At 62.2% G+C, this 11,788-nt stretch carries 12 protein-coding genes and 1 riboswitch; of the genes, 8 read left to right on the top strand and 4 right to left on the bottom strand.

The features are described 5' to 3' along the window. Positions 1-337: deaminase (locus ACE03M_RS13915; protein ID WP_485934554.1), on the bottom strand; the 337-nt coding region annotated here is incomplete at its 3' end. Between the two features lie 114 nt (positions 338-451). Further along, positions 452-580: riboswitch (FMN riboswitch) on the bottom strand. Between the two features lie 174 nt (positions 581-754). On the opposite strand from ACE03M_RS13915, the gene ACE03M_RS13910 reads away from it, so the two are divergent. From ACE03M_RS13910 to ACE03M_RS13890, 5 genes are all read left to right on the top strand, one after another. Beyond that, the gene (locus ACE03M_RS13910; RefSeq protein WP_485934552.1) at positions 755-1,231 is read left to right on the top strand and encodes a MarR family winged helix-turn-helix transcriptional regulator; all 477 of its coding nucleotides are present in this window, start codon (positions 755-757) and stop codon (positions 1,229-1,231) included. Positions 1,232-1,297: 66 nt separating this feature from the next. After that, the gene (locus ACE03M_RS13905) at positions 1,298-2,608 is read left to right on the top strand and encodes an MFS transporter (RefSeq protein ID WP_143920873.1); all 1,311 of its coding nucleotides are present in this window, start codon (positions 1,298-1,300) and stop codon (positions 2,606-2,608) included. 265 nt (positions 2,609-2,873) lie between these two features. Next, the gene (locus tag ACE03M_RS13900; RefSeq protein WP_186292956.1) at positions 2,874-3,455 is read left to right on the top strand and encodes a DUF805 domain-containing protein; all 582 of its coding nucleotides are present in this window, start codon (positions 2,874-2,876) and stop codon (positions 3,453-3,455) included. A gap of 520 nt (positions 3,456-3,975) precedes the next feature. Then, positions 3,976-4,818, top strand: a complete 843-nt coding sequence (locus ACE03M_RS13895) for an ATP-binding cassette domain-containing protein (RefSeq protein WP_485934550.1) — start codon at positions 3,976-3,978, stop codon at positions 4,816-4,818. 91 nt (positions 4,819-4,909) lie between these two features. Then, entirely contained in the window at positions 4,910-7,087 is a 2,178-nt protein-coding gene (locus tag ACE03M_RS13890; RefSeq protein WP_485934548.1) for a YhgE/Pip family protein, read from the top strand. Between the two features lie 116 nt (positions 7,088-7,203). On the opposite strand, the gene ACE03M_RS13885 is transcribed toward ACE03M_RS13890, so the two are convergent. Then, positions 7,204-7,926: an AAA family ATPase gene (locus tag ACE03M_RS13885; protein ID WP_485934546.1), complete on the bottom strand. Its 723-nt coding sequence runs from the start codon at positions 7,924-7,926 to the stop codon at positions 7,204-7,206. Positions 7,927-8,037: 111 nt separating this feature from the next. Further along, positions 8,038-8,586, bottom strand: a complete 549-nt coding sequence (locus tag ACE03M_RS13880) for a TetR/AcrR family transcriptional regulator (RefSeq protein ID WP_485934544.1) — start codon at positions 8,584-8,586, stop codon at positions 8,038-8,040. A 74-nt stretch (positions 8,587-8,660) separates the two neighbouring features. Between ACE03M_RS13880 and ACE03M_RS13875 the strand changes: the two genes are divergently transcribed. Further along, positions 8,661-9,719 (top strand): aldo/keto reductase, encoded by a 1,059-nt coding sequence (locus ACE03M_RS13875; RefSeq protein ID WP_485934543.1) that lies wholly within the window; start codon positions 8,661-8,663, stop codon positions 9,717-9,719. 73 nt (positions 9,720-9,792) lie between these two features. Beyond that, positions 9,793-10,149 carry a VOC family protein gene (locus tag ACE03M_RS13870; RefSeq protein ID WP_485934541.1) on the top strand — a complete coding sequence of 119 codons (357 nt, stop codon included), beginning with the start codon at positions 9,793-9,795 and terminating at the stop codon, positions 10,147-10,149. A gap of 31 nt (positions 10,150-10,180) precedes the next feature. Here the strand turns inward: ACE03M_RS13870 and ACE03M_RS13865 are convergent, their stop codons facing one another. Continuing rightward, positions 10,181-10,780 (bottom strand): LysE/ArgO family amino acid transporter, encoded by a 600-nt coding sequence (locus ACE03M_RS13865; protein WP_485934539.1) that lies wholly within the window; start codon positions 10,778-10,780, stop codon positions 10,181-10,183. Between the two features lie 69 nt (positions 10,781-10,849). Here ACE03M_RS13865 and ACE03M_RS13860 point away from each other — a divergent pair, with 69 nt between their 5' ends. Continuing rightward, entirely contained in the window at positions 10,850-11,785 is a 936-nt protein-coding gene (locus ACE03M_RS13860; RefSeq protein ID WP_485934538.1) for an ArgP/LysG family DNA-binding transcriptional regulator, read from the top strand. Positions 11,786-11,788 lie beyond the last annotated feature (3 nt).

Here is an 11,788-nt window from a genome sequence, read left to right as displayed (position 1 = left end):
CGCCGTTGGAATCGGGCAGTGCGAAGACGACGTCGGGGATGCCGGCCTCGATGATCGCCTGGGCGCACGGCCCGGTCCGGCCGGTGTGATTGCATGGCTCCAGGGTCACGAACAGGGTGGATGCGGCGAGGTCGACGCCGAGGTCGATGGCCGTGGTGATGGCGTCCACCTCGGCGTGGGGACTGCCTGCGCCTGCATGATGGCCGACGACGATCTGCGAGTCCCTCGTCAGAATTGCGGCTCCAACGAGAGGATTCGCGCCCCGGTGACCGTTTCGCGCGGCCTGCAGGGCAGCGGACATCGCGGTCGTTTCGAGATCGGTGAACCCCGCGTGCATGAAAAAACCTCCCGAACTGATGCCGGGAGGGAGGATATTGCGGGTGCAACTATCAGAGCGTGCGGACGTGTGCGACAGTGCACTGGGATGCACCGAATCACAGCGACCGCGGTCGCCATGCTCCTCCCATCCAGACTCTGACTGTCGGTCTCGGAATTTCACCAAGTCAACCTCCTGCACGAATGCAGTCGGCTCGCGGACTATCACCGCCGGTACGGATTTTCACCGTCCCCGGAACATGTGACCACAGATTAGCATGCCCCTCGCCGAGGTGGCCATGATGTCCGTCACATGAGAAGCGCAGGTGCCCTGCCGCAGTTCTGCCGGGCCAGCATCGCGGGTGCGGTCGTGGGCGGCGGCACCGTCGCTGCTATGCAGTCCTTGTGGAATTGCATAACTAAGGTATATAAAGGAGTTATGGATGATGTTGATTCTGCGGAGCTCGTCACTGACCTTGTCGTTGTCTCCTCGCGTCTGACCAGAGCGATGAGGCGAGTTGTCGGCAATGAAAGTGACCTTGTCGCATTGCGTGCGCTCAGCGTGGTCGAGCAGTATCAGCCTGTCCGGGTGGGGCATTTCGCGCAGGGATACCTGTGCTCGCAGCCTGCTGCGACCAAAGTCCTGGGCCGACTCGAAGAGGCCGGATACGTCCTTCGCGAAGTCAGCCCGAGTGACAGGCGGGCCTCACAGTTCTCACTGACGGAGGCGGGCAGTGCACGATTGGCCGAGAACCGCACCATCTTGGTCGAGCGGATGGAGCCCTACTTCGAGGCTCTGACTCCCGACGACAGGCTCAGCGTCCATCGGGCGCTGGGACTGGTCTCGAAGTATCTGCAGGAACAGCATCCCGTGGATGTTGACGAAGTCCAACAAGACGAGACGCACACCGGCTGACGAACACACATCAGGCCAACAACAGCGAAACACGAAATATCGACGAAAGGGTGCGCAGGAACAGCAATGAGCGTGTCACCAGGTAACGAACCACAGACGAAGGATGGGGAGGGCGCGGAACCATCTATTCTGCGTCAACCACGAGCAGTATGGGCAGTCGCGTTCGCCGCGGTCATCGCGTTCATGGGTATCGGTCTGGTCGACCCGATTCTGCCCGCGATCTCCGCCGAACTGCACGCATCCCCGTCGCAGTCGATGCTGCTGTTCACCAGCTACCTGTTCATCACCGGCGGCATGATGTTCTTCACGAGCTTCGTGTCCTCCCGGATTGGTGCGAAGACCACGTTGCTCATCGGCCTCATCCTCATCGTCGCGTTCTCTGCCCTGGCCGGTTTCTCTGGCAGCGTCGACCAGATCATCGGGTTCCGAGCCGGTTGGGGGCTGGGCAACGCCCTCTTCATCTCCACCGCGCTCTCAACCATCGTCGGTGCTGCCTCCGGTGGCGCCGACAAGGCGATCATCCTCTACGAGGCGGCTCTGGGCATCGGCATTGCGACCGGACCTCTGCTGGGTGGCCTGCTGGGCGGAATCTCCTGGCGCGGACCGTTCTTCGGCACCGCTGTCCTCATGGCCATCGGCTTCATCGCCATCGTGATCCTGCTGCCCGGCGGGAAGACCGACACCGGCATCAAGACCTCGCCCGAGCCGATCAAGCTCAGTGCCACCTTCCGGGCGCTTGCGCGTCCCGGCGTTCTCGTGCTGGGCATCGCCGCATTGCTGTACAATTTCGGCTTCTTCATCCTCCTGGCCTACAGCCCATTCCCTGTCGAGGCGGCCGCGGCGACGGCCGGCATCGAGGACTTCGGGGCCATGGGCCTCGGTTATGTCTTCTTCGGCTGGGGCATGTGCGTGGCAATCACCTCCGTTTTCGGGGCGCCGCTTCTGACCAAGCGCATCGGACGTCGCCGCAGCCTCGTCGTCGCGCTGATCGCGCTGGCTGTGCTGCTGGCAGTGATGGGAATCCTCGTCAAGTCATTCGTCGGCATTATCGTCTGCGTCATTGTGGCCGGTCTGATTCTGGGGGTGCTCAATACTGTCTTCACCGAATCGGCGATGGAGGTCAGTGACCTGCCTCGTCCTGTGGCCTCGGGGACCTACTCGGGTGTGCGCTTCATCGGCGGCGCCGTCGCACCGATTGTGGCCGGCATCGTCTCCGAGTCGATCGGCACCGGAGCACCGTACTTCTTCGGCACTGCAGTGGTGTTCTTGGCCGTCGTCGTCATCGCCGTCGGCTGGAAGACTCTGCGCCGGGTCGATGGCCACATCGACGAAGCACCGGTTGACGAAGCCTATGCGCTGACCGGCGGAGATGCCTGAATTGAGAGTTTTGGCGGCGAAGAGCCGCGCGCTCCGAATTTTCGTCTGAGATGATCCGGCAGCGGCGTTCGAGAAGGTGAGTCTTCTCGGGCGCTTCTTGCGTAGAAGTGCCGTTGTGGTTGGTCCAATCGAACAGTTCAATCAGTTGTTCACTTCACGTTCCAGATTTGGAACACCGCGAATGCGCGGATTCCGGCCACTCTGTAGCACAATTGGTATTGCACTCCCTGTGCAGAGACGATATTTTTCCTACACGAAGGTCACCATGTCCTACGACGCGAACAGCGCCTACAACGCGAACAACGCCTATCCTGCTGGTTCCGGTGCCGCTGGCCCAGGTGCTATGGGTCCTGGTGGCCAGATCCGTGGGGCGGCCAGCCCCGATGATCTCTCGCTTCCTCTCTACGGCGCATCATTCGGCCAGGCCGTCAAGCGCTTCTTCAAGAAGTACGCCAAGTTCTCCGGACGTGCATCGCGCAGCGAGTATTGGTGGGCGGCACTGTTCCTCTTCCTGATCCAGCTCATTCCCAGCATCCTCTACTCGATTGGTCTCGGCATGACGGCCGGGGCCGCCTCGATGGCCGCAGCGGACCCTTACGGTGCTCAGATGTCGGCAGGACCTTCCGGCGGGGCGCTTGCACTCACCGCGATCGGTGGAATTCTGATGCTCCTCATCGGCCTTGCCATTATCGTTCCGACTTTGGCCCTCTCATGGCGTCGTCTCCACGATGCAAACTTTGCTGGTCCATTCTGGTTCCTCTCCTTCATCCCAGGCGTCGGGGGAATCATCGTGTTCGTTCTGATGCTCCTGCCTTCCAAGCCTGAAGGCCAGCGCTTCGACGTGTGATCGTCTGAGCGCTCTCGGCTGAGTTGGGCTCTGATCACACGGCCCGCCACTTGAGCGAAATGAAGCTGTCGCATGCACACCCTGCATGCGGCAGCTTTTTCAATGCCACGCCGTCCGTAGGCACCTCGCCAAGTCATACACTCCGTGCCGTACCGCACAGCTCCCACTAACTCATCCAGTTCGTTTCGCAAGAGGCCCCGGGGCTGCTGAAACCTACCGCTGCAACTGTATGTCGTGAGACTGGCTGGGTGTGTTGCTCCCCGGGACAGAGTTGAGTCCCTCGCAGCGGCCGAGGGCGATTTTTTGTGGGATTCGAGACATCCGAGGAAATTTGGGCAGAATATTCAGTTTCGGCCAGTATAGTTACTTGGGAGTAACTTGACCTGCGTCAGACAGGGCGGCTTTGTCAGAGCCCTTACGGCGTAGTGTGTTTGGCAGCGGGGCGTGCCTCAACCGCGTTCCCGGCGTCAGTGGCCAGCACAAACGGTCGAGATAGTCGCACACCTTGGGAGCAGTGGAAATGCAGAGCACGTCACAGACGCTCGTCGACGAGACGGAACGGGCAATCAGCCAAGTCAGCCTCCGCGATTGGGGAATGTCGGGAAAGCAGGGAGACGTGTTCTCCGGAATCGACCTCGACGTGCCGCGCGGTTCGGTCACCATCATCCAAGGCGCAGCTGGGTCCGGCAAAACATCTCTCCTGCTCTCGATCGCCGGACGCATGCACGTGGACACCGGCGAGGGGCACGTGGGCGAACTCGACATTCGCAAACAGGCCCGTCGCGTGCGTGAACAGGTGACCGTCGGTCACGTCGCCGGCCTCACCGACCTCGAGAACGACTTCACTCTCGCCCAGCACCTCGCCGAGCGGCTCATCATGCTTCAGCCCTGGTACAAACCCTGGGTCTCGAAGTCCTCCCTGCACGAGGTCATCGACGTCATCCGCGAGACCTTCACGTCCGCCACCGAGGTGATCGACCGTCTTCCCGAGGGGAACTTCTCCCCATCTGACGTCAAGGATGCCGACTTCCTCATCGATGACGAGGGCAAGGCCTTCGTCTCGGAACTCAGCGAGCTGCAGAAGTTCCTTCTCGAACTCGGCCTCGCCAGCCTCGCCCAGGCCCCGGTCGTCGTCCTCGACAACATCGACTATCTGCGTGAACGCGAAGACCGTGCTCGCGCCTGGGCGGCCATCCTCATCTACCAGGAAGTGCGCCGCAAACGCGACCCCGAGAGTCCACTCACGGTGATCGCCTCCTGTGAGGACTCCTCCGATGTCGACCTCGTCCTCGACGCGCTGCGTACGGAGGTCTCGCCCGCCTCGGTGAGCACACTGCAGCTCACCCGGCATCCCCGGCACTGAGGCACCCACCTCAACGGCAGAGGTCGGCGACTCAGCAGTCTCCGCCTCCACAGGCTTTCCGAATCTGATCCGACAATAAGGTGTTTCTGCGATGTTCTCTCTGCCTTGGCTCGAACTCTCTCGCTTCAAACGGCACACGATCACTCGCTTGGCGATCATCGTCGTTGCCGTCATCCCCGCGATCTACGGCGGTCTGTACCTGGCCTCGAACTGGGCGCCGACCGACAACCTCGACAAGCTCCAGGCGGCCGTGGTCAATGCCGACGAAGGTGCTGAGAAGCCCAGCTCCGAAGGCGAGAAACTCCACGCAGGCGATGAGCTCGTCGACCAGATCACTCCTAAAGGCGAAGGTGGATTCGACTGGCAGGAGACCTCGCTTCAGGAAGCCAACGACGGCCTCGCCGAAGGCAAGTACTTCGCCGTCCTCGAGATCCCGAAGAACTTCTCCGAGCGACTCGTGTCGACTGGAGGAGACGATCCCGAGCAGGCAGGACTGAGCCTGCGCACCGATGACGCGCACAACTTCATCGTCGGCCAGATGGCGGGAACCATCCTCAACGAGATCAAATCAGGACTGAACGAGACCACCACGGCCGAATACGTCTCCGAGGTCTACCTCGGTTTCAATGACATCCACTCCTCGACGAAAAAGGCCGTCGACGGGGCGAGGCAGCTCAACGACGGTGCCGTCGATCTTCACGACGGAGCGGGCGAGCTCTCCGACGGTGCTCATACTCTTGACAAGGGAGTCGGCACGCTGCAGAACGGAATCGGTGACCTCGACGAAGGGGCTGGTGAGCTGGAAAAGGGCAGCGGCGATCTGAAGACCGGCGCAGATAAACTGGCCAAGAGCACGACCGAGGCGAAGAACGGTTCGAAGAAGGTCGCCGACGGTGCCGGGCAGGTCGCCGATGGAACGGGTCAGCTGCGCGACACAGCTGACGAGGCCACGGACAAGGCCGAGGACCTCAAAGACAAGGCTGACGACCTCGTGGAAGGAACACGACCCAAGCTGAACCAGGCGGAGGACGACTTCGACTCGGCGCGGAATACGGTCAACGGCGATATGGATGACCGGGTCGCACAGCTGCGCGAAGACTACCCCGACGATCCGAATGTCGCGAAGCTCGCCGACGATATGGACAACCTCGGCGGGGATCTGGATAAGGCCCACGGGCGAGCGTCGAAGGCGGCAGATGAGGCCAAGGATCTCGAGGATCCGGTCAAGAACGCCGTCGACGACGTCATAGGCAAGATCAGGGAGGCCGACAAGATGATCGGCCAACTCGACGACGGCGCACAGAAAGTGGCCACGGGAGCTGACGACCTGCACTCCGGGCTGATCAAACTCGACGCCGGTGCAGGCGACCTGGCCAAGGGCGCCGGCGACCTCAACGACGGCGTCATCGCGCTCAAGGACGGCACCGAGAAGGCCAAGACGGGCGCCGCAGATCTCAAGGACGGATCCTCACAGCTGGCTGACGGCTCGGACGAACTCGACAAGGGCGCGAAGAAGCTCGTCGACGGTTCCGGGGACCTCGCCGACAAGCTGGCCGATGGCCTCAAGCAGATCCCAACCTATGACAAGTCCGACCGCGAGAATCGCTCGGACGTCGTTGCTGTGCCAGTCGACGCCGAGAAGCTCAAGGACAACTCCGTAGACGCCTACGGCGAGGGCCTGGCCGCGTTCTTCGTCTCCCTGGCACTGTGGATCGGCGGCATGATCACCTATATGGTCATCAACGCGATCCCGTACCGTGCACTGATGTCATCAGCGAAATCTTCCCGAATCGCCTGGGCCGGCTACGTGCCCGGCCTCCTGTTCGGGATAGCCCAAGTCGCGGTGCTCTACGGAGTGCTCACGTTTGCTCTCGACTTCTCCGCCGGCAGCTGGCTGTGGACCCTGTTGTTCTCGATCCTCGTGGCGGCCAGCTTCCACGCGGTCCATCAGCTCTGCGTCGCGGCCTTGGGCGGAGTCGGCAGACTGGTCGCTCTGGTCCTGCTCATGGTGCAGATCGCCTCGGCTGGAGGCACTTATCCGGTGCAGACAGCCCCTGGCATCTTCCAGATCATCTCTCCCTTCCTGCCGATGACCCACGCAGTCAACGGCTTGCGGACTCTGATCGCCGGCGGGGATATGTTCATCGCCGCTCAGTCGGCAGTCGTCCTGTTGCTGATGACCGCGATCTGTCTGGTGGCAACCATGATCGTCTGCGGCCGGAAGCGCACGGTCACGCTGACCCAGCTGCACCCGAGCCTTTCGCTATAAGGCCCCATCCTCGCCGAGGCGGCGGTGCGTCGGCGCGCACCGTCGTCCCCGCCGTCACCGTCGTCCCCGCCGTCACCGTCGTCGCGTCGTCCCCGTCGTCCGGGGTGGCGAACCGGTCAATCGTCGTCGAAATACCGTAGGTATCGCTGTGGTTCCTGGAGGAAGCGTCTCCAGTGGTCGACCATGTCGAGCCGATCCCATGTGGAATCGCGCAGCCCCCATTCCCCGACCTCGACGAGTTTGGCGCCTTCTGCACGGGCGAGGACGGGGGAGTGGGTGGCCATGATGGTCTGCAGCCCCGCGCGATCTCGCGCTCGGATGAGCTGCAGCAGGGTGAGTGAGGCGGTGAAGGACAGGGCGCTTTCCGGTTCGTCGAGGACCCACAGCCCCAAGTCCATGAACTTCCCCGTCAGCATCTCGATGAACATCTCACCGTGTGACTGCTGCGAGTAGTGGTGGCCACGGCCAGCACCGATCTCCATCAGGTAGGCCATGTTCTCGTGCATAGTTTCGGCACGGAGGAAGAACGCGCCGCGCTTGGAAGCCGCACCGCGCACAATCTGCACGTGCTCGCTCAACTCCGGGACCTCCTCGGCGTGGTCTCGAACCTCCCATCCCGTGCCGCCTCCGTGCGGAAGGTCGAGGGCGGTGGCCAGTGCTTCGATGAGTGTCGATTTGCCCGAGCCGTTCTCGCCGATGAAGACGGTTGTGCGCTCGAACTCGAAGCCGTCGAGAAAGTCACGGGCAGCAGGCAGGTCACGCAGCCAGGGGCTGAGTGTGGGTGGGGAGTGCGCATGTTTGGTGACGGATCGCAGCGGCAAGTCGACACGAGGGTCCATGGGAGTGACCGTACACAACGGCATGGACATAGCACGGAGACTGCAGGGTCATTGGTGCCAGGTTGACCTACGCCAGGGTGCGTGGAGGAGCCGTCGCCTGCCGGCATTGCGTCAGCTGTCTGAAGCAGCCTCCACGAGTGCGATCAGTGCTGTGACGTAAGGTTCAGGGTCGAGGTCGCCGCGGACTGCGAGCTGTTGGGTGTAGCCGTGGCAGAGGGCCACAAATGCTGCGGCGGTCTGATCCGCCGTGGCCTGGTCCCGGATCGGCAGCGCGATTGCGATGGTAGTGCGAAGCTCGTGAAGCTGACTTTGCACGGTTGCGGCGAGGGAGGGGGAGACGACCGCCTCCGCATAGATCTGTGCGACTAGCCGTGCATGATCCTGATCTCGAGCCAGGGTGCGGATGTCGTTCAGGAAGTCGCGTATCGAATCGGCAGACAACTCTGTGGGCAGAGTCTGGCTCGACTCATCGCAGATCGCCGAGATGATCTCATTCTTGCTCTTGAAGTACCTGTAGATCGCTCCGTTGGACAGCCCTGAGGCGTCGACGAGGTCGGTCATGGATGTCCGAGCGAATCCATGGTTGGCAAAACGTATTCGGGCAGCATTGAGGATCTGCTGGCGGCGTGCGTCGAGGTGGGCTTGACTGACCTTGGGCATAAAAGAGTGACCGTTCGTTTTATATGATAACGTTCCCGACTGTACCCGATCATGACTCATGTGAGGAATTCTGGATGCGATATAAGGTCTTCGGCCGCAGAACTGGACTGCGAGTTTCGGAATACGTGTTGGGCACAGCCAACTTCGGTTCATCTGTGTCTTCTGCAGGGCTCGCGGGCTCGAAAGAGATCTTCGACGCGTTCACGGCAGCCGGCGGTACAACCTTCGACGTGTCGAACATCTATCAGAAGGGCGAAGCCGAAGCTGTTCTCGGCGGCCTTCTGGGACAGGACCGCGAGGAGTACGTGATCATCGCAAAGTACAGTGGAACCAGAGGGGAGCAGGTTCACCCCGGGGCCGCTGGCAATTCTCGGAAGACGATGGTTCGCTCACTCGAACGGACCCTCAAATCGCTGAACACCGACTATGTCGACGTGTTCATGCCCCATTTTCCCGACGGGCTCACTCCGACGGTCGAAATCCTGGACGCGCTCGAAGGATTGGTTCAGGCCGGCAAGGTTCGCTACGCGGGCTTGTCGAACTTTCCGGCCTGGCGAATTGCCGGAGCAGCGACGCGGTCCGAGCTCAACGGCAGGGTGCCGCTGGCGGGCTTTCAGTCCGAGTTCAGTCTGGTCGAGCGCTCCGCCGAGCGTGAATTGATCCCGATGGCCGAGGCGCATGGTCTCGGCATGCTCGCCTATTCTCCCCTGGCCGGTGGTCTGCTCACCGGGAAGTACCGGTTGGGAGAGTCGGGGCGACTGAGCGGGCAACGGGAGGCCGCCGAAAACGAAAGCGCGGGCCGTGACCGGAGCGAGTCGATACTGGACGCTCTGCTGGCCGTAGCGAATGAGGCGGAAACGGGTCCGGTCCAGACGGCACTTGCCTGGCTGCGGCATCGAGCGGAGCGTGCTCGGACCGCTCTGATCCCCATCGTGGGGCCACGCACGCCAGCTCATCTCGAGGGTTATCTTGCCGCGCTGGACGTCAATCTCGGCTCAGAACACTACGAGATGCTGGATAGGGCAAGTGGGATCCGACTGGGCGCACCCCACGAGGCCGTTGCCGCGGCATTGGAGCACGGGTCTGATGGAGATCGGGACCAGCTCGACGTCCCGATCGTACCGGTCACATGACCGGGGGGCCTGTCGGCGAGAACTCACAAACCCTCGGCCGCCGCCGAACTAGTTGTCTGCTCAGGAGAAAACAATGATTTCAGCCCGAATTTCCTCTATCAATCTCGACTGCGCAGAGCCGGCCGTCCTCGCTCGCTTCTGGTCCCAGATGCTCGCGGGAGAAGTCGCTTTGGAAACCCCGGACTTCTGCGCCGTCAAGACGGAACAGGTCTTCATCGGTGCCGTGCGAGTCGATGGGTACACTCCTCCGACCTGGCCATCGAATGAAAGACCGCAGCAGATCCATCTCGACCTGGCAGTCGATGATCTGGACGTTGGTGAGCAGGACGCCGTTCGGCTTGGAGCGACAAGGATAGCTGAGCAGCCCAGTCCGGAGCGCTCGCGTGTTCTGCGCGATCCGGCCGGCCACCCCTTCTGCATCCGAGTCTGATGACCTCCACTCTGCCTGGGTCAGTGCGCCGTCATCCGAAGGCCAGCCGGAGCGCCAGGATCACCAGCACCACCGCGATGAGGATGTCGAGGACCTGCCACACCCGCGGCTTGGCAAGATAACGCGAGAGACCTCGGGCGCCGAAGCCGATGCCGAGGAACCAGGTGAGAGATCCGAACATCGCCCCGAGCGTGAACGGCAATGTTCCGTCCGGACCCTGCTGATTCGCCAGGTTGCCGAGCATGACGACGGTGTCGAGGTAGACCCCGGGATTGAGGAACGTCAGAGCCAGGGTCGTCGCGATGATGGACTTCAGGCTGCGCTGATGTGTATCCGCCTCGAGCCCCGATGCCTCGCGCGCAGATTTCAGGCTTCCCCACGCATACCAGAGCAGATATGCCACTCCCAGCCACCGCAGGATCTCCAGAGCCCAGGGCGCCAACAGTACGATCGCACCGATGCCCACCGTGCCCGCCGCGATGAGTGCGATGTCGGCGAGAATGCAGATCGTGAGCACCACGCCAAGGTGTTCACGCCGAATCCCCTGGCGCAGGACGAGCGCGTTCTGCGGGCCGACGGCGATGATGAGCGACCAACCGGCAAGGGTTCCGCTGATGAGATGAGTGAGCACGGAGACAGACTATGACGCGCGAATGGATAAGAAAAACAACATAATCTTCATCTGGTGCACAATTGCTTCATGAACATCGATCACGTCAAGGCTCTTGCTGCCGTCGTCGACGAGGGGACTGTGGAAGGAGGAGCATTCGTCTTGGGCGTCACGCCGTCGGCGACGAGCCAGCGCATCCGCACGCTCGAATCCCGCATCGGGCAGGTGCTCATCCGCCGCACGAATCCCATCACCGTCACCGAGGCGGGGGAAGCGGTCCTGAAATATGCGCGGGAAATCGAGCTTCTCGAGTCCGAAACCATGGACCGCCTACACGGCATCGACGTCGACGCTCCCGACGGCATCGGCATGGCCGCTGGTGAATCGCCTGGCCAGAGAAGACGAGTTCCGACGGTGCTGCGCATCGGTGTCAACGCCGATTCGCTGTCGACATGGTTTCGTCCGATCTTCGCCGAGGTGGCGAACTGGGACGATATCGCCATCCGCATCGAGGTCGCGGACCAGGACAAGGCCCTGCCGCTGCTGACCTCGGGGGAGGTGCTGGGCACCATCACCTCGGCGGAAGTCGGCGGTTACGGCACCCAGGTGCAGAAGCTCGGCACGATGCGCTATGTCGCCGTCGCGGCGAGGGACCTGCTCGCGAAGTACGGCATGAGCGGTGGTCGCGGATCAATCGCCGAGGTGGACCTCGGGTCCCTGCCGATGGTGAACTTCGGCAAAGACGATGACCTCCAGTTCGCCTATCTCAGGCGCGCCGGAGTTGCGACGATTCCGCCCATGTCGGTGGTGCCCAGCTCGTGGGAGTTCGCGGCCGCAGTCGAGGCGGGAGTCGGGTGGGGGCTGATCCCCATCATGCAGCTGGGCGATCTCAGCACAGACCTCATCCCGCTCTCATCTGAACCGAACATCGATGTCCCGCTCTACTGGCACCACTGGAATCTCGCCTCGGAGAAACTCGGCCGACTCACCGAGGCCCTTCACCGTGCCGCGGCTGGGATGCGGTGAATG

Source organism: Brevibacterium sp. AGC70 (genome assembly GCF_057334195.1).
Note: the sequence above shows the minus strand (reverse complement) of the source record. Positions and strands in the feature narration are given on the sequence as shown.

Coding starts and splice junctions, on each gene's coding strand:
- ACE03M_RS13910 (WP_485934552.1), top strand. CDS start 755: ATGGATGATGTTGATTCTGCGGAGCTCGTCACTGACCTTGTCGTTGTC.
- ACE03M_RS13905 (WP_143920873.1), top strand. CDS start 1,298: ATGAGCGTGTCACCAGGTAACGAACCACAGACGAAGGATGGGGAGGGC.
- ACE03M_RS13900 (WP_186292956.1), top strand. CDS start 2,874: ATGTCCTACGACGCGAACAGCGCCTACAACGCGAACAACGCCTATCCT.
- ACE03M_RS13895 (WP_485934550.1), top strand. CDS start 3,976: ATGCAGAGCACGTCACAGACGCTCGTCGACGAGACGGAACGGGCAATC.
- ACE03M_RS13890 (WP_485934548.1), top strand. CDS start 4,910: ATGTTCTCTCTGCCTTGGCTCGAACTCTCTCGCTTCAAACGGCACACG.
- ACE03M_RS13885 (WP_485934546.1), bottom strand. CDS start 7,926: ATGGACCCTCGTGTCGACTTGCCGCTGCGATCCGTCACCAAACATGCG.
- ACE03M_RS13880 (WP_485934544.1), bottom strand. CDS start 8,586: ATGCCCAAGGTCAGTCAAGCCCACCTCGACGCACGCCGCCAGCAGATC.
- ACE03M_RS13875 (WP_485934543.1), top strand. CDS start 8,661: ATGCGATATAAGGTCTTCGGCCGCAGAACTGGACTGCGAGTTTCGGAA.
- ACE03M_RS13870 (WP_485934541.1), top strand. CDS start 9,793: ATGATTTCAGCCCGAATTTCCTCTATCAATCTCGACTGCGCAGAGCCG.
- ACE03M_RS13860 (WP_485934538.1), top strand. CDS start 10,850: ATGAACATCGATCACGTCAAGGCTCTTGCTGCCGTCGTCGACGAGGGG.